Annotated in this window: 16 protein-coding genes; 15 read left to right on the forward strand and 1 reads right to left on the reverse strand. The window is 68.9% G+C overall.

Features of this window, described 5'->3' with window-relative positions:
- Positions 1–42 precede the first annotated feature (42 nt).
- The 15 genes from F9K34_RS10915 (at position 43) to F9K34_RS10985 (ending at position 16,970) form a co-directional block, all read left to right on the forward strand.
- Positions 43–2,400, forward strand: coding sequence for an aldehyde dehydrogenase family protein (locus F9K34_RS10915; protein ID WP_291336996.1), 2,358 nt, complete (start codon positions 43–45; stop codon positions 2,398–2,400).
- Positions 2,397–3,095 (forward strand): fumarylacetoacetate hydrolase family protein, encoded by a 699-nt coding sequence (locus tag F9K34_RS10920; protein WP_291336997.1) that lies wholly within the window; start codon positions 2,397–2,399, stop codon positions 3,093–3,095. Before F9K34_RS10915 ends, F9K34_RS10920 begins: the two co-directional genes overlap by 4 nt.
- 214 nt (positions 3,096–3,309) lie before the next feature.
- A complete protein-coding gene (locus F9K34_RS10925) occupies positions 3,310–4,344 on the forward strand; it encodes a C1 family peptidase (protein WP_291336998.1) in 1,035 nt (344 codons plus the stop codon).
- 82 nt (positions 4,345–4,426) lie between these two features.
- Positions 4,427–5,008, forward strand: a complete 582-nt coding sequence (locus F9K34_RS10930) for an amino acid synthesis family protein (RefSeq protein ID WP_291336999.1) — start codon at positions 4,427–4,429, stop codon at positions 5,006–5,008.
- Positions 5,008–6,366 carry a hypothetical protein gene (locus tag F9K34_RS10935; protein WP_291337000.1) on the forward strand — a complete coding sequence of 453 codons (1,359 nt, stop codon included), beginning with the start codon at positions 5,008–5,010 and terminating at the stop codon, positions 6,364–6,366. The genes F9K34_RS10930 and F9K34_RS10935 overlap by 1 nt, the downstream gene beginning before the upstream one ends.
- Before the next feature lie 108 nt (positions 6,367–6,474).
- Positions 6,475–7,767, forward strand: coding sequence for an ABC transporter substrate-binding protein (locus tag F9K34_RS10940; protein WP_291337001.1), 1,293 nt, complete (start codon positions 6,475–6,477; stop codon positions 7,765–7,767).
- A gap of 37 nt (positions 7,768–7,804) precedes the next feature.
- A complete protein-coding gene (locus F9K34_RS10945) occupies positions 7,805–8,686 on the forward strand; it encodes a branched-chain amino acid ABC transporter permease (RefSeq protein WP_291337002.1) in 882 nt (293 codons plus the stop codon).
- Positions 8,683–9,624, forward strand: a complete 942-nt coding sequence (locus tag F9K34_RS10950; RefSeq protein ID WP_291337003.1) for a branched-chain amino acid ABC transporter permease — start codon at positions 8,683–8,685, stop codon at positions 9,622–9,624. The genes F9K34_RS10945 and F9K34_RS10950 overlap by 4 nt, the downstream gene beginning before the upstream one ends.
- On the forward strand, positions 9,621–10,322 hold the full coding sequence (locus F9K34_RS10955; protein WP_291337011.1) for an ABC transporter ATP-binding protein: 702 nt from the start codon (positions 9,621–9,623) through the stop codon (positions 10,320–10,322). The genes F9K34_RS10950 and F9K34_RS10955 overlap by 4 nt, the downstream gene beginning before the upstream one ends.
- On the forward strand, positions 10,323–11,018 hold the full coding sequence (locus tag F9K34_RS10960) for an ABC transporter ATP-binding protein (protein ID WP_291337004.1): 696 nt from the start codon (positions 10,323–10,325) through the stop codon (positions 11,016–11,018).
- Positions 11,019–11,133: 115 nt separating this feature from the next.
- Positions 11,134–12,153: a BMP family protein gene (locus tag F9K34_RS10965; RefSeq protein ID WP_291337005.1), complete on the forward strand. Its 1,020-nt coding sequence runs from the start codon at positions 11,134–11,136 to the stop codon at positions 12,151–12,153.
- Positions 12,153–13,712 carry an ABC transporter ATP-binding protein gene (locus F9K34_RS10970; protein WP_291337006.1) on the forward strand — a complete coding sequence of 520 codons (1,560 nt, stop codon included), beginning with the start codon at positions 12,153–12,155 and terminating at the stop codon, positions 13,710–13,712. Before F9K34_RS10965 ends, F9K34_RS10970 begins: the two co-directional genes overlap by 1 nt.
- Positions 13,702–14,751: an ABC transporter permease gene (locus tag F9K34_RS10975; RefSeq protein WP_291337007.1), complete on the forward strand. Its 1,050-nt coding sequence runs from the start codon at positions 13,702–13,704 to the stop codon at positions 14,749–14,751. Before F9K34_RS10970 ends, F9K34_RS10975 begins: the two co-directional genes overlap by 11 nt.
- On the forward strand, positions 14,751–15,695 hold the full coding sequence (locus tag F9K34_RS10980) for an ABC transporter permease (RefSeq protein WP_291337008.1): 945 nt from the start codon (positions 14,751–14,753) through the stop codon (positions 15,693–15,695). Before F9K34_RS10975 ends, F9K34_RS10980 begins: the two co-directional genes overlap by 1 nt.
- Positions 15,696–16,970, forward strand: coding sequence for an amidohydrolase family protein (locus tag F9K34_RS10985; RefSeq protein ID WP_291337009.1), 1,275 nt, complete (start codon positions 15,696–15,698; stop codon positions 16,968–16,970).
- Between the two features lie 48 nt (positions 16,971–17,018).
- Here F9K34_RS10985 and F9K34_RS10990 read toward each other — a convergent pair.
- On the reverse strand, positions 17,019–17,332 hold a 314-nt coding region (locus F9K34_RS10990), incomplete at its 5' end, for a helix-turn-helix transcriptional regulator (RefSeq protein WP_291337010.1).

The following is a 17,332-nucleotide window of genomic DNA, read 5'->3' on the forward strand; positions in this document are numbered from 1 at the left end:
CGGGAAGAACGAGCACAAGCACGAAAAGGGAAGAACCGCCAGATGCCCAGCGTGACCGAAATCCTTGACAGCATGGACTACGGACCGGCCCCGGAAGCCTCGGGCGAGGTCGTGGCCTGGCTAAAGGCGCGCGGGACGTTCGGGCATTTCATCGACGGAGCCTTCACCAGGCCCGGCAAGACCTTCGCCACATCGAACCCCGCGACGGGCGAGCCCCTCGCCAGCGTCGCGCTGGGCAGCGCGTCGGACGTGGCCGAGGCGGTGAAGGCCGCCCGCGCCGCCTATCCCGCCTGGTCGAAGCTTTCCGGCCACGAACGCGCAAGGTGGCTCTACGCGCTGGCCCGCCACGTCCAGAAGCGCGAGCGCTTCCTCGCCGTCCTCGAAACTCTCGACAACGGCAAGCCGATCCGCGAGAGCCGCGACATCGACGTGCCTCTCGTCGCGCGTCACTTCTACCACCACGCGGGCTGGGCCGAGATGCTGGAGGAGGAGTTTCCCGGCGCCAGGCCCCTGGGTGTCTGCGGCCAGATCATCCCGTGGAACTTCCCGCTCCTCATGCTCGCCTGGAAGATCGCCCCGGCGCTTGCCGCCGGGAACACCGTTGTCCTGAAGCCGGCGGAGCAGACGCCGCTCACCGCGCTCGCCTTCGCGGAAATCTGCGCCGAGATCGGCCTGCCGAAGGGGGTCGTCAACATCGTCACGGGCGACGGCGAGACCGGCGCGGCGCTTGTCGGCGCGGAAGTCGACAAGATCGCCTTCACCGGCTCGACCGAGGTCGGCCGCGCCATCCGCAAGGCGACGGCCGGAACCGGCAAGAAGCTGACGCTGGAACTGGGCGGCAAGTCGCCCTTCGTCGTCTTCGCCGATGCCGACCTCGATGCCGCCGTCGAGGGCGTGGTCGATGCGATCTGGTTCAACCAGGGCCAGGTCTGCTGCGCCGGATCGCGCATCCTCGTGGCCGAATCCGCCGCCGGCAGCTTCCAGCAGCGGCTCACCGCGCGGATGGCGAAACTGCGGCTTGGCGACCCCCTCGACAAGTCGACCGACGTCGGCGCCATCGTCGATGCGACGCAGCTTGCCCGCATCCGCGATCTGGTGGCGCAAGGCGAGGCGCAGGGGGCGGTGCTGCATCAGGCACCCGCGCAGCTTCCGCCACATGGCTGCTTCTTCGCCCCCGGCTTCCTCACCAACGTCGCTCCTGCCAACATCGTGTCGGAGGTGGAGATCTTCGGCCCCGTCGCCACGCTCGCCACCTTCCGCACGCCGGACGAGGCGGTCGAGCTCGCCAACAACACCCGCTACGGACTCGCCGCGTCGATCTGGTCGGAGAACATCAGCCTCGCGCTCGATGTCGCCTCGAAGGTCAAGGCGGGCGTGGTCTGGATCAACTGCACCAACGTCTTCGACGCGGGTGCCGGTTTCGGCGGCTACCGCGAAAGCGGGTTCGGCCGCGAGGGCGGCCGCGAGGGGATGCGCGAATACCTCGCTGTCCCGCCCCCGAGGGCCGTGCCCGAGGCGGAGGCGGGGCGGCTCGATGCCGCGCCGTATCCGGGCCCGGCGTCCAGGGGTACCGCCCCGATCGACCGCACCGCGAAGCTCTACATCGGCGGCGCGCAGAAGCGTCCCGACTCGGGCTATTCCTACGCCGTCATGGCACGGGGGCGCGAGATCGGCCTGGCCGGCCTCGGCAACCGCAAGGACATCCGGAACGCAGTCGAGGCGGCGCATTCCGCGAAGGGATGGGGCAAGGCCACCGGCCACAACCGGGCGCAGGTGCTCTATTACCTCGCCGAGAACCTCGCCGCGCGCGAGGCGGAGTTCGTGACGCGGCTGAAGGCGGCCGGCGTGGCGAAGCCCGCCGACGAGGTGGCGCTGGCGATCCGCCGGGCATTCCACTACGCCGCGCAGGCCGACAAGTTCGACGGTGCGGTGCATTCCACGAAGTCCGCGCATGTGACGCTCGCCATGCCGGAGCCCTTCGGCGTCATGGGCATCGCCTGCCCGGACGATGCGCCGCTCCTGGGCTTCCTCAGCCTCGTCCTGCCGGCCGTCGCCATGGGCAACCGCGTGGTGGCGATCCCCGCGCCCTCGATGCCGCTGGCGGCGACCGACCTCTACCAGGTCTTCGACACCTCCGACCTGCCGGGCGGGGTGATCAACATCGTCACCGGAGCGAAGGACGAGCTGGCGAAGGTGCTCGCCCAGCACGACGACGTGGCGGCGATGTGGTACTGCGGCGGACCCGAGGGCCGCGCAATGGCCGAGACGGAAAGCGGGGGAAACCTCAAGGCCACCTGGACCTTCGCGAACCGCGACTGGCGCGGGGCCGGTGGCCAGGGCCGGGAATTCCTGCTACGGGCGACACAGGTGAAGAACATCTGGGTTCCCTACGGCGAATGACCGACATCCTCTTTCCCCCGCCCGCCCCCGTCCTCGTGCCGCTGCGCGACGGCGCGGGCTTCTACCCCGTCAGCCGCATCTTCTGCGTCGGACGCAACTATGCCGACCACGCCAGGGAGATGGGGGGCGAGGTGGACCGCGAGGCGCCCTTCTATTTCACCAAGTCGCCCGCGCACCTCACCCTCTCGGGTGCGACGGTCGCCTACCCGCCGGGAACCGAGGACTTCCACCACGAGATGGAGTTCGTCTTCGCCATCGGCACCGAGGGGTTCCGTGTGCCGGTCGCGCGCGCCATGGACCACGTCTTCGGCTACGCCGCCGGACTCGACATGACGCGGCGCGACCTGCAGGCGGCGGCCAAGGACAAGCGCCGTCCCTGGGACACCGGCAAGGACTTCGAGAACGCCGCCGTGATCGGCCCGCTGACGCGCGCGGCCGAGTTCGGCGCGCCGGGGCCGCAGGCGATCACGCTTCTTCTGAACGCCGAACCGGTGCAGCGGTCCCACCTGTCCGAAATGGTCTGGTCCGTGCCGGAAATCGTCGCGCATCTCTCGACGCTCTACCACCTTCGGCCGGGTGACCTCATCTACACCGGCACGCCCGCCGGCGTCGGGCCGGTCGCGCCCGGCGACCGCCTGCACGGTGAAATCGACGGACTCGCCCCGGTCGATCTGACCATCGCCTCAGCCGAGTGACGCGGTTCGGCGCGCCGGTATCCTTCCGGGCCGAAACGCGCTATGATGCCTTTCGATTGAATCGATAAACGCGCCCGCAATTTTTCGGCGCATCCCGAGCGACCTGACCCTTCGGGACCCGCTCCGCGCGGGTCTGATCCGCATTCTCCCGACGTGACGAGTTGCCGTCCGTTCCGATCGCATTTCAACGCCAATCCGCTTCAGGAGCCGCATCATGGCCGAACATGACTTCTACGAGGGAATGACCATTTCCATGTCCAGCGTCGAGGGCCTGCCCCCCGGCGGCGCCGACCGGCTGGCGAGCCTCGGCCTGCTCGATGCCCAGCAGTTCGTCGATGCGGCCGCCGACCCGACCACGGCCGAACGTCTGGCCGCGTTTCTGGAGGTCACGCCCGGGCAACTGCGCGAGATCGCCCTCGCTGCGGCGGCACGTCTTCCCGTGAGCTTCGAGGAGCGGCGCGAGGCGCTGGAACCCCTCTCGCTCGGGGCCTTTCCGCCGACGGCGGAGGATGAGGAAAGGAACCTCCTGCCGCGACTAGAGGCGCCGCCAATGGCGGCGGCGCTTCCGGCCTCGGTCAACCATGCCGCCGTGCTCGGCCAGCCCCGCAACCAGGGCGCGCGCGGCACCTGCGTCGCCTTCGCGGTGACCGCGATCCACGAGTTCTTCCTCAAGACGAACGGCACCCCGATCGACCTCTCCGAACAGTTCCTCTACGACGAGACCAAGAAGGTCGACGGCTTTCCCCAGACCTGCGGGACCTGGCAGGTGAAGGCGGCGATCGTGCTGAAATCGCTTGGCCAGTGCCGGGAAAGCACCTGGCGCTACAACAGCGCGCTGCCGTGCAACGGCAACGGGACCCAGCCGGGCAACGCCAAGGCCGACGCGGCGGGGCGAAAGCTCAGCCTGCGCACGCTCCCGAAGAACAACGTGAACGCGATCAAGGCGGCGCTCGCGGGCGGGGCGGTCGTCGGGTTCTCCGTGCCGGTCTTCGACAGCTGGTACCAGAACCCCACCTCGCGCCGTGCCGGCCGCATCACGCTGCCGCTTCCGAACGAGGCGTCGGGCGGCGGTCATGCGATGTGCCTGATCGGCTACGAGGATCAGGCCAATGTCCCCGGCGGGGGGTTCTTCGTCCTGCGCAACAGCTGGTTCGGCCACTGGGGCCAGCAGAGCCCCTACGGGTCGGGGAACGGCGTCATTCCCTACGACTACATCAAGCAGCACAACTGGGAGGCGCTGACCCTCTGATCCGGCGCACGGCGCCCGGGCGCGATTGCCCCACCGGGCGGAATGCGGCAGGATGCCCCCGATCCGAAGGGGAGATCCAAGCGTGCCCGCGTTCCGCCTGCGCAAGATGACCGTTGTGGTCGATGAAATCCACCACGACGGGGGGCCGGACGCGGCCGCGCCCCGACTCAGGGGCGCCGTCCTCGCCACCGTCTCGAACCCCTTCGCGGGGCGCTTCGAGCCCGACCTCCAGCCGGCGATGGAGGACCTGAAGCCGCTCGCCGTCACCATGTGCGAGCGTCTCATCGCGGCGCTCGGCGGCAAGGCGGGGATCGACGGCTACGGCAAGGGCGCCATCGTCGGCGGCGCGGGCGAACTGGAGCATGGAGCGCTCTGGCATGCGCCGGGCGGCTATGGCATGCGCGCCATCCTCAGCGATCCGAAGGCCATCGTGCCATCGGCGAAGAAGCTGGGTGGCATCGGTGCCGAGATCGACCTGCCGATCGCCCATGTCAACGCGGCCTATGTCCGCAGCCATTTCGACACGATGACCGTCTCGGTGCCGGACGGACCGAGACCGGACGAGATCGTCTTCGCGCTCGTCATGGCCAAGGGGCCGCGGGTGCATTCCCGCATGGGCGGGCTCGAAGACTGGCAGGTGAAGGGCGAGGACGGATTGCGCTGATGCGCGCCCTCTGGCTCGTTCTCCTTGCCGTTCCGGGCGCCGCCCACGCCCATGCCTCCGAACGCGCTGTCCTGCTGACCCTGCCGACGGGCTGGTACCTCATCGGCGCGGCCGTCGTCGTGACGCTGACGGCGGTCCTGGCGCTCCTCGCCGGAAAGCTCCCGGCATTTACCGCGCACCGGCTCTTCGACCGGCCCGCGTTCCTGCCGCGCGGGGTGACGAGCTGGATCTGCGCCGCGGTCTTCTGGGCGCTGGTCGCCGTCGGCATCCGGGGCACGCGCGACCCGCTGGAAAACCTCCTACCCCTGACCGTGTGGACGGTGATCTGGGTGGGCCTGACGCTTTCCTCCGTGCTCCTCGGCAACCTCTGGCGCGATCTCGAACCCTGGACGGGCCCGGCGCGGACCATCCGCCGGATCCTCGGCTGGCGGGGGACCATCGGCCTTTCGCGCCTCGGCCACCTGCCCGCCACGGTGGGCTACCTCGCTTTCGCCTGGTTCGAGATCGTCTCGCTTTCCCCTACCGACCCCCTTGTCCTCGCCCGTGCTGCCGCAGCCTACTACCTGCTCATTCTGGCGCTCGGCGTGGCCGAGGGCGAGGACTGGCTGCCGCAGGGCGAGTTTCTGACCGCCTATTTCGCGATGATCTCCCGGATCGCTCCCGTCTGGGCCGACTATGCTCCGGGCCGCGTGACCGTGATGGCCGGCTGGCCCGGCGCCCAGGTGCTGCGGATGTCCCCGCTCGGCCCCTCGGCGATCGCCTTCGTTACCCTCGTCCTCGCCTCGGTCAGCTTCGACGGGCTGCACGAGACCTTTTGGTGGCTCGTGCGCCTCGGCGTCAACCCGCTGGAGTTTCCCGGTCGCTCCGCCGTCTACGGCGCGAACTCCGTCGCGCTCGTCGCCTTCTGGGGCCTTTCTGCCGCGCTGATCCTCGGGGCCATCCGGCTCGGGCGGCCGCCGGGCGGGTTCCGCGAGGCCGTCGGGCCGATGATGCTCTCCTTCGTGCCGATCGCGGCAGGCTATCATGTCGCGCACTACCTCGTCGCGCTCCTGACGGACGGTCAGTATGCAATCGCGGCCCTGAACGATCCATTCGGCAACGGCCGGTCGCTCCTCGGCCTCCCCGACCACTGGGTTTCCTTCGGCTTCCTCGCCACGCAGTCCGGCGTCCTCGCCGTCTGGACCGCACAGTTCACCGCAATCGTCGTCGCGCATGTCCTCGCGGTATTGCTCAGCTTCCGCCTGTCGGGGAATCCCGACCACGGCACCGCCCTTCGCGCGCACTTCCCGATGACGCTCCTGATGGTCGCCTACACCGTCTTTGGCCTCTGGCTTCTCTCCGCGCCGACCGGAGCGTGAGAAAGCAATTGCAATGCGCCCCGACTCGTTGTTCCGTGACCTTGGGCCCATGGCCCCAGAGCGCGGATGGCCAGAAAAACCGCGTCGGTTCAACAGCGGAGACGTCTGATGACCAACAAATTGATCACTCCCACTCCCTCCCGCCGGACGCTCCTGAAGGGAATGGCCGCGGGCGGCGCGCTTTTGGCGACGGGCCTCGCGCCCCGCTTCGTCCAGGCGCAATCCTCGGCGCCGATCAAGCTCGGCTTCCAGCTTCACCGCACCGGCATCGGCGCCTCTTACGGCCGCTGGTACGAACGCACCGCCGCGGCAGCCCTGAAGGTCCTGAACGACGCGGGCGGCATCAACGGGCGGCCGGTGGAGATCGTTTTCGAGGATGACGGCACCGACCCCAAGCGCGGCGCCGAGGTCGTCGAGAAACTGACGAGCCAGGCCGGCTGCGACCTGATCTTCGGCACGCTCTTCTCCCATGTCGTCATGGGCTCCGCTCCGCGTGCGGGCGAGTTGAAGGTGCCCTATCTCGTCTGCTCCGAGGGCCACCACGTCGCCTCTGGCGCGCTCAACCGCTGGACGCTCCAGCCCGGCATCACCGACGTCAAGAGCCAGGTCCAGTCGATGGCGCCCTGGGTGACGCAGAACCTCGGCAAGAAGGTGACGATGGTCTTCCCCGACTATGCCTTCGGCCATGACCACCGCGACTTCTTCACCGCCGCCGTGGCCGCGCAGGGGGGCGAGGTGATCGCTCAGGTCGCCATCCCGCCAACCGAGACCTCGTTCACGCGCTACTTCCCGCAAATCCCGGCCGAGACCGAGGTTCTCTACCACGTCATGGTCGGCCCCGCCGTGCTGACCTTCGTGAAGGAGCTCGGCGAGTTCTACGGCTCGGGCACGCGGCCGCAGATCTTCGGCTTCATCGACTCTCTTGAAGCCGTGAACATCGCCTCGCCCGGCCTGGAGTTCCTCGAAGGCACGCATTTCTGGGAAGGCCATCCGCGCTACAAGCAGGCGGATGCGTCCGAGGCCGAGACCGCCTACCGCGCCGCCGTCGGGGTGGACGACACCGGGGCCTCGGTTTCCGACGCCAACGACATTGCGACCTACGCCCACATGTTCTCGGTCTGGGAGACGCTCTTCGTCATCAAGGACGCGATGACGGCCGCAGGCTACCAGGGGGCCGCCGACCGGCAGAAGGTCGTCGAGGCGATGGAGGCGATGCCGGAATTCGCCGAAGGCCCCGAGCACCCGCAAGGGCCCAAGGTCTTCAATGGCAAGACCCACCAGGCCTTCGGGCTCCAGTCGATCTCGAAGGTGGAGGGCGGCAAGCTCATCCGCGTCCACCAGACCGCGATGGAGGACGGTTTCTATCCCGACGAGGTCGACTACACGACGATGAGCTTCTGAGCGTGAGCGGGCGGGGGCAACCCCGCCCGGCCTGCCCATGAGTTTCGGCCCCTTCCTTCTCCTCGCCCTCATGGAGGGCCTCGTGACCGCGGCGGTGCTTGCGCTGACGGCCTCGGGGCTTTCGCTCGTCTTCGGCATCATGCGCGTGGTGAATGTCGCCCATGGAGCCTTCTTCATGCTCGGCGCCGTCATCGCGTGGTTCGTCTCGGAATGGATGCCGGGACCGCCGGCACTGGCCTTCGCGGCGTCGCTGATCGTCTCGCCGCTGATCGTCGGGGCAATTGCGGCAATGTCCGACACGCTGGTCCTGAAGCGGCTGAACTACGAGCCGGAGGCGACGATCGTGGCCACCATCGGGCTTCTCTACATCCTGGAACAGGCGGCGCTGAGCCTGTTCGGCCCCGACGCCCGCCCGGTCCCTGCGCCCTTCAGCTTCCGCCTGCAACTGCCCTGGTTCGGCTATTCCGGCTACAAGCTCGCCGTGATCGTGGCGGCGATCCTGCTTCTCCTCGGCGTCTGGCTGATCCTGAAGCACACCAAGGCGGGGCTCGTCATGCGGGCCACACAGATCGACCGCGACACGGCGCGCGCCTTCGGGATCAACGTCGACCGGGTCTATGCCGGGGTCTTCGCCATGGGGGCCGGACTCGCGGCCATCGCGGCGGTGCTGATCGTGCCGATCCAGCAGGCACACTACCTCATGGGCGGCGATCCCCTGCTCCTTTCCTTCATCGTCGTGATCATCGGCGGCCTCGGCTCCTTGCGCGGCACGCTCGTGGCGGCGCTCCTCATCGGCCTGTCTGACGGCGTGATTTCCACCTTCTTCGCACCGACGCTGGCGAAGATCGTCGCGACGCTCGCCGTCGCGCTCGTCCTCGTCTTCCGCCCGCAGGGGCTGTTCGGGAACCGCACCGCATGACCATGGGCCGCGCGCGCTCCCTGCACCTCGGCGTGCTCGCGGCGCTCCTGGCGCTGCATTTTGCGGCGCCCGCATACCATCACACGAACCTCGCCCGGATCATGGTCCTGGCGATCTACGCGATGGGCTACAACATCGCCTTCGGCTACACCGGCCTCCTCAGCCTTGGCCATGCGCTCCTCTTCGGTGCCGGCCTCTATGGCGCGGGCCTCCTCGTCTACCACGCCGGCGCCGGCGCGGCGGGGGCGATGCTCGCCGGGCTGCTCGCCGGGGGGGCGATGGCGCTCGCGGTCGGGCTTCTCGCGCTCAGGACCTCGGGCGTGGCCTTCATGATCGTGACCCTGATGTTCGCGCAGGCGGGATACCTGACCGTCCTCTACTTCGGCGCCTGGACGCGCGGCGACGAGGGCATCGTCATTCCCCAGGCGGCACGCGCCATCGGACGCCTCGACCTCTCCGACGACGGCACCCGCTACCTCGTCGCGCTGACGCTCTTCGCCGTGGCGCTTCTGGGCAATCTCGCGCTCGTCCGCTCGCCCTTCGGCCGCGTCATGGTGGCAATGCGCGAGAACGAGGAGCGGAGCCGGATGCTGGGCTTCAACCCCTTCACGGTGAAGCTCGCGGCGCTCACCGTCTCGGGCCTCTACGCGGGGCTTGCCGGCGCGGCCTACGGGTTGATGTTCGGCTATGTCGGCGCCAGCCTCGCCTCGGTACAGTACTCGATCCTGCCCCTGCTCTACGTCCTCCTCGGCGGCGCGGGCACCGTGCTCGGGCCGTTCCTCGGCGCGCTCCTGATGTTCTACCTCATCGACTACGCCAGCGCGGTCACCGATGCCCACCAGTTCGTCACCGGCGCGGCGCTCGTCCTTCTCATCCTCTTCGCGCCGAAGGGCATCCTCGGCACGCTTCGCGCGCGGGGGCTGCGATGGCTGCCGTGACGCTTTTGGAGGCGCGGGGCCTCACCCGCCACTTCGGTGGCCTGAAGGCTGTCGATGGCGTGGACTTCACGCTGGAGGAAGGCGAGATCCACGCCCTGATCGGCCCGAACGGTGCCGGCAAGACGACCTTCGTCAGCCTCCTGTCCGGCCGCGTCCCGGTGCAGTCCGGAACCATCCGCCTGAAGGGCCGCGACATCACCCGCGTGCCCGCCCACGCCCGCGTCCATGCCGGCATCGCCTACACCTTCCAGATCACCCAGGTCTTCGCGGCGCTTTCGGTCTTCGACAACGTGGCGTTAGCGGTGCAAAGCCGGGGCGGCCATCCGATCGCGGCGGAAACGATGGCGGCGCTTGGGCGCGTCGGGCTGGCGGAGCGCGCCGACCAGATCGCCGGCACACTCAGCTACGGACACCAGCGCGTGCTGGAGATCGCCATGGGGCTGGCGCTGCAACCCGTCCTACTCATCCTCGACGAGCCGACGCAGGGCCTATCGGACGGCGAGATCGCAACCTTCAAGGAAATCGTGCGCTCGGTGGTGCCGAAGACCACCGTGCTCTTGATCGAGCACAACATGGACGTGGTCATGGGGCTTGCCGACCGGATCACGGTCCTGAACTTCGGCACGGTCCTTGCCACCGGCACGCCCGAGGCGATCCGTGCCGACCGGGCGGTACAGGCCGCCTATCTGGGAGGGTAGATGCTGATCCTCGACGCCATCGACGCGAGCTACGGTGCGGTGCAGGTGTTGCGCGGCCTCACGCTCTCCGTCGCGCCGGGAGAGGTGCTCTGCGTCATGGGGCGGAACGGGGCCGGCAAGTCGACCATGCTGCGCGCGATCATGGGGCAGGTCCGCACCACACAGGGGCGGATCACGCTCGACGGGACGCGGATCGACGGGCTGCCCGCGCACGCGGTGCCGCGCCAGGGCATCGGCTACGTGCCGCAGGGGCGGCGGCTCTTCGGCGACCTGACGGTGGCGGAGAACATCGAGATCGGGCTGATGACCCGCGGCCGCGGCGCGCGCGTGCGCGACACCGTGCTCGATCTCTTCCCCCGGCTGAGGGAACGCATGGACCAGGTGTCGCGGACGCTCTCCGGGGGCGAACAGCAGATGCTCGCCATCGCGCGGGCGCTCTGCCTCGAACCCAAGGTGCTGCTGCTCGACGAACCGACCGAGGGCTTGCAGCCATCGATGATCGCGCTCATCCGCGACACGGTGGTGGCGCTGAAGGCGACGGGGGTAGCGACGATCCTCGTGGAGCAGCGCGTCGATGCGGCGCTTTCGGTCGGCGACCGCGTCGCCTTCATGGCGGGCGGACAGGTCGCCGAGACCGTGTCGGTGAAGGGGCTGCATCCGGGCGCGGCCCATTTTGCCACCTATGTCGGCGTCTGAGCGCCACCTTTCCCTGCGGTGGGTTCGACGCCAGAATCATCTTGCGCGAATCTTGCGCTTCTTTACCACTTGATAAAATTACGGGCGCAAAAGCGCCATCCAACAGGGGGCTGGAATGACGACACTGCTCAGGGCCGGGATCAGCCGGCGTCACCTCATGGCTACCGGCGCGGGCATGGCGGCGACTGGCCTCGCGGGTCTGCCCATGCGGGCCTTCGCCGCCGATCCGGTCAAGGTCGCCGGCATCTATACCGTGCCCGTGGAACAGCAGTGGGTGAGCCGCATCCACAAGGCTGCCGAGGCGGCCGTGGCCGCGGGGGCGGCCGAATACGTCTATACCGAGAACACGGCGAACACGGACTATCCGCGCGTGATGCGCGAATACGCCGAACAGGGCTACAAGCTGATCGTCGGCGAGATCTTCGGGGTGGAACAGGAGGCGCGCGAGGTCGTGGACGAATATCCCGACGTGGCCTTCCTCCTCGGCTCCTCCTTCCCGCCCGACGAGGCGCATCCGAACCTCGCCGTCTTCGACAACTACATCCAGGATGCGAGCTACCTGTCGGGGATCATCGCGGGGGCGATGACCAAGGGCAACATCGGCATGGTCGGCGGCTTCCCGATCCCGGAGGTCAACCGGCTGATGAACGCCTTCATGGCCGGCGCGCGCGAGATGAACCCGGACATCACGTTCCAGGTTTCGTTCATCGGCTCGTGGTTCGATCCGCCGAAGGCCAAGGAAACCGCCTTCGCGATGATCGACGGCGGCGCCGACCTTCTCTATGCCGAACGCTTCGGCGTCTCCGACGCGGCGAAGGAGCGCGGCGTCCTGGCTATCGGCAACGTCATCGACACCCAGGCCGACTATCCCGATACCGTCGTGGCCTCCGCCCTCTGGCACTTCGAGCCGACGCTCAACGCCGCGCTCGCCAAGGTCGCGGCGGGCGAGTTCAAGGCCGACAACTACGGTGTCTATTCCTACATGAAGGAAGGCGGCTGCTCGCTTGCGCCGCTCGGAACCTTCGAGGGCAAGGTGCCCGAGGCGGCGATGAAGCTCGTGGCCGAGCGCGAGGCGGCGATCAAGGACGGGTCCTTCACGGTCGAGATCAACGACGAAGAGCCGAAGTCCTCCTGATGGCACCGGAAACGGGGGCGGAGGTCGTCCTCCGCCTCGACGGCATCACCAAGCGCTTCGGCCCGCTTGTCGCCAACGACGCGATCAGCGTCACGCTGAGAAAGGGCGAGGTAATCGCCCTTCTCGGCGAGAACGGCGCGGGCAAGACCACGCTGATGAACATCCTCTTCGGCCATTACACGGCCGACGCGGGCACGGTCGAGGTCTTCGGCCAGCCGCTTCCCCCCGGCCACCCCCGCGCTGCTCTCGCCGCGGGGGTGGGCATGGTGCACCAGCACTTCACGCTAGCCGACAACCTGACGGTGCTGGAGAACATCCTTCTCGGCACGAGGCCGCTGCTGGCGCCGCGGCTCGACGCCCGCGAGGCACGGGCCCGGGTCGCGCGGCTGTCGCGCGACTTCGGGCTGGCCGTTCACCCCGACGCCCGGGTCGGCGCGCTTTCCGTCGGCGAGCGGCAGAGGGTGGAAATCCTCAAGGCGCTCTACCGCGACGCCCGCATCCTCATCCTTGACGAACCCACGGCGGTGCTGACCCCGCAGGAAACATCGGCGCTCTTCGAAACGCTCAGGAAGGCGGTCGCGCAGGGCCTCTCGGTCATCTTCATCTCGCACAAGCTCGGCGAGGTGATCGAGATCTCCTCGCGCGTGCTCGTCCTCCGCCACGGCCGTCTGGTGGGCGAGGTGGCGACGGCCGACACCGACCGGCACCGGCTGGCGGAGATGATGGTGGGCGCCGAGATCGCCGCGCCCCGGCTTTCGGAACGGGCGCCGGGCCCCGCGTTCCTGACGCTCACGGGCGTCGACACGCCCCGCCGGGGTAACGCGCCGGGACTGAAGGGCGTGACGCTCGCGCTGCGCGCCGGCCAGATCACCGGGCTCGCGGGCGTGTCCGGCAACGGCCAGGCCGCACTCGCCGCGCTGATTGGCGGACTCGAAACGCCGGCCAAAGGAAGCATGGAACTGCATGGCGCGCGGCCCGCCGACTGGTCGCCCCGCGCCGCCCTCACCGGCGGGATCGCCCGTATCCCGGAGGACCGGCACAGGACGGGATCCGTTGCCGACTTCACGCTGACCGAGAACGCCGTGCTCGAAAGCTATGCCGGACCGCCCTACAGCCGACGGGGCTGGATGAACTGGCGGGCTGCCGATGACTTCGCACGGAGGATCATCGAAACCTACGATGTACGCTGCCCCGGCCCGGCCGCCCGCATCCGCCTCCTCTCGGGGGGAAACATGCAGAAGCTGATCCTCGGCCGCGCGCTGGAAGCCGGGCCGCGGATCATCCTCGCCAACCAGCCGGTGCGGGGGCTCGACATCGGGGCCGTGACCTTCGTCCAGAACCGCCTGATCGCCGCGCGGGACGCCGGCGCGGCGGTATTGCTCATCTCGGAAGACCTCGACGAGGTGATGGCGCTGTCGGACGTGATCCACGTCATCTACGAGGGTCGCCTCTCGCCCGCATTTCCGCGTGGCACGATGACGCCCGCCGGACTTGGCGGCTGGATGGCCGGGCACGGCTTCGAGCGCGAACACACGCGGGGAGGCGCCGATGCGGCTTGAGCCGATCGCCAACCCCTCGCCCGCGCGGCGGTTGGGCCTGCCCGCCGCCGCCCTTGCGCTGACGGTGCTCATGGCCTCGCTCCTCGCGCTCCTCGCGGGCGCGAACCCCTTCGCCACGCTCGGCCTGATCGTGAAGGGCGCGGCCGGATCGAAATACGCGCTGCTCGAAACGCTCAATCGCGCCACGCCGCTGATCTTCACCGGCCTCGCCGTTGCCGTCGCCTTCCGCGCCAAGCTCTGGAACATCGGGGCCGAGGCGCAACTCTACGCGGGTGCAGTCGTCACGGTGCTCCTCGGCACCGGGGCGCTGCCCCTGCCGTCGGCGCTCCTCATCCCAGTGATCGCGCTTGCTGCGATGATCGCGGGTGCGCTGGTCCTCCTCGGCCCCGTCCTCCTCAAGACGCGCCTCGGCGTCGACGAGGTCGTGACCACCCTGCTGTTCAACTTCATCATGCTGCTCTTCGTCTCGCTGCTCCTCGAAGGGCCGATGAAGGATCCGATGGGAATGGGCTGGCCGAAGTCCCCCGCGCTTGAGAAAGCCGCGCGCCTGCCCCGGATCGTCGAGGGGCTCAGGCTCCACTGGGGCTTCGCGCTGGCGATCCTTTCGGCCCTCGCCGTCTGGGTGATCCAGACCCGCACGACGCTCGGCTACGAAATCCGCGCGGTTGGGCTGAACGCCGAGGCCGCGCGCTTCGCGGGCATCCCGGTGGGCCGCGTGATGGTCAAGACCGCGCTCCTCTCCGGCGGGCTTGCGGCGCTCGCGGGCTTCTCGGAGGTCGCGGGGCTGAAGGGCAACCTGACCTTAGACCTCTCACCGGGCTTCGGCTACACCGGGATCATCGTTGCCATGCTCGCGCTCCTGAACCCCCTCGGCGTTGTCGTCGCGGCCATCTTCGTCGCGGGTGTCTTCGTCGGCGCCGACAGCATGAGCCGCGCCGCCGGGGTGCCCACGTACATCGCCGACATCCTGATGGCGACGGCGCTCCTGACCATGGTGCTCGCCCTCCGTCTCACCCACGCGCGGATCAGGTGGCGCTGATGGAGATTCTCGACATCCTCCTGACCGCAAGCTTCTGGGCCGCCGCCGTCCGGATCGCCTCGCCGCTGATCTTCGCCACGCTCGGGGAACTCATCTGCGAACGCGCGGGCGTGCTCAACCTCGGGATCGAGGGGATCATGGTCATCGGCGCCTTCACCGGCTGGATGACGGTGTATCTCGGCTTCGGCCTCTGGACGGGCGTCCTTGTGGCGATGCTGGCGGGGATGCTCTTCGGCCTGCTCCACGCCACGCTCACGGTGCCCTTCGGCCTCTCGCAGCATGTCGTGGGCCTGGGAGTCACCCTCCTCGCCACCGCCACCGCCGCCTTCGCCTACCGCCTGTCGCTGCCCGAGGTCACGTCGCCACCGAAGATCGTGCCGTTCCAGCCGCTTCCGGTTCCCGGCCTTTCGGAACTTCCGCTGGTCGGCCCCGCATTCTTCGCGCAGACGCCGCTCACCTACCTCGCCTTCGCCCTCGTCGTCGTGGTCTCCGTCGTCCTTTACCGCACCCCTCTCGGCCTGGCATTGCGAGCCGCCGGGGAAAATCCGGCCTCGGTCGAGGCGCAGGGCCTCTCCGTCACCGCGATCCGCATGGGTGCCGTGATTGTTGGCTCGGGCCTGATGGCCATCGGCGGCGCGTTCCTGACGATGTCGGCGTTCTCGTCGTTCTTCTTTGAGATGGTGAACGGCCGCGGCTGGATCTGCATCGCGCTCGTCGTCTTCGGCGCCTGGCGGCCCGGCAAGGCGGCGCTCGGCGCGCTTCTCTTCGCGGCCTTCGACGCGCTCCAAGTGCGGCTCCAGCAGACGCCGATGGGCGCGGTCGTGCCCTATCAGGTGTTCCTCATGGTTCCCTACATCCTCTCCATCCTCGCGCTCGTCCTCATGTCGCGCCGGGCCGAGGTTCCCGCCGCGCTGATGGTTCCGTTCAACAAGGGGGAACGCTGAATGTTCGACCTTCTCGTCAAGGGCGGCACGCTTCCCGATGGCACGGTCTCCGACATCGCCGTCACCGGCGACCGCATCGTCGCCACCGGCCGGGTGGAGGGCGCGGCGCGCCAGGTCATAGACGCCACCGGCGACCTCGTCTGCCCCCCGTTCGTGGACCCGCATTTCCACATGGACGCGACCCTTTCCTACGGCATTCCCCGGGTGAATGCGTCCGGCACGCTCATCGAAGGCATCGCGCTCTGGGGCGAGCTGCGCGAGATCGCGACGGTCGACGAGATGGTGGCCCGCGCACTCACCTATTGCGACTGGGCGGCGTCGATGGGACTCCTGGCGATCCGCAGCCATGTCGACACCACCCCCGACCATCTGCGCACGGTCGAGGCGATGCTGGAGGTCAGGCGCCAGGTCGCGCCCTACATCGACCTGCAACTCGTGGCCTTCCCGCAGGACGGGCTTTACCGCACGGCGACGGGGCGCGAGAACCTGATCCGCGCGCTCGAAATGGGGCTCGACGTGGTGGGGGGCATCCCGCATTTCGAGCGCACGATGGAGGATGGCGCGGAATCGATGCGCGACCTCTGCCGCATCGCCGCCGACCGGGGCCTTCGGATCGACGTCCACTGCGACGAGACCGACGACCCCCTGAGCCGGCATGTGGAGACGCTGGCGCGCGAGGTCACACGCCACGGGCTCGGCGCGCGTGCAGCGGGCAGCCACCTGACCTCGATGCACTCGATGGACAACTACTATGTGTCCAAGCTCCTCCCCCTGATCGCGGAATCGGGCATGTGCGCGATCCCCAACCCGCTCATCAACATCACTATCCAGGGCCGGCACGACACCTATCCCAAGCGGCGCGGCTTGACGCGGGTGAAGGAGCTGCAGGCGCAGGGCATCACGGTGGGCTGGGGGCAGGACTGCGTCCTGGACCCGTGGTATTCGCTCGGCACCGCCGACATGCTCGACGTGGCCTTCATGGGGCTGCACGTCGCTCAGATGACCCACCCCGAGGAGATGGCGCGCTGCTTCCGCATGGTGACGGAGGACAACGCGGCGATTATGGGGCTCGACGGCTACGGCCTGCGAAAGGGTTGCATCGCCTCGCTCGTCGTGCTGGACGCCGGGAACCCGACCGAGGCGGTCCGGCTTCGCGCCGAACGGCTGGTCGTGGTGTCGAAGGGCAAGATCGTCTCCCGTCGCGCGCGCAATGACGCGCGGCTTGCGTTGCCGGGTCGGCCGGAAACGGTGCGGCGGCGGATCGAGAGGCGGTAATACGTTCGGGACGACCGGGGGTAGCCGTGGTCCCGCCTGGCTGCCGGCTCAGCGTTCCACCGCAAGCCAGATCGGGCTCGAGAGCATCTCGCGTACTACGCCCGTCTGCCCCTCGACGCCCATCCGCGCGAAGAGTTGCTTCGACGTGCTGCGCACCGTCCCGATCGTCCAGCCAAGATCCGCGGCGGCTTCCGCAAGGCTCCGTCCGTCGGCGATCCGCGCCGCCAGTCGGGCTTCGCTGCGGCTGATGCCGAAGGCGGCGGCGATCCGGTCGGGCGGGAGGCCTCCGGCCGGGCGCTGCCAGCGGACCCAGGCGACGAGCGCGCGGTCGCCAGGCTCGTCCTCGGCGCGGATCACGAGGC

The organism is Albidovulum sp., from assembly GCF_008933605.1.
Classification (GTDB): domain Bacteria; phylum Pseudomonadota; class Alphaproteobacteria; order Rhodobacterales; family Rhodobacteraceae; genus Albidovulum.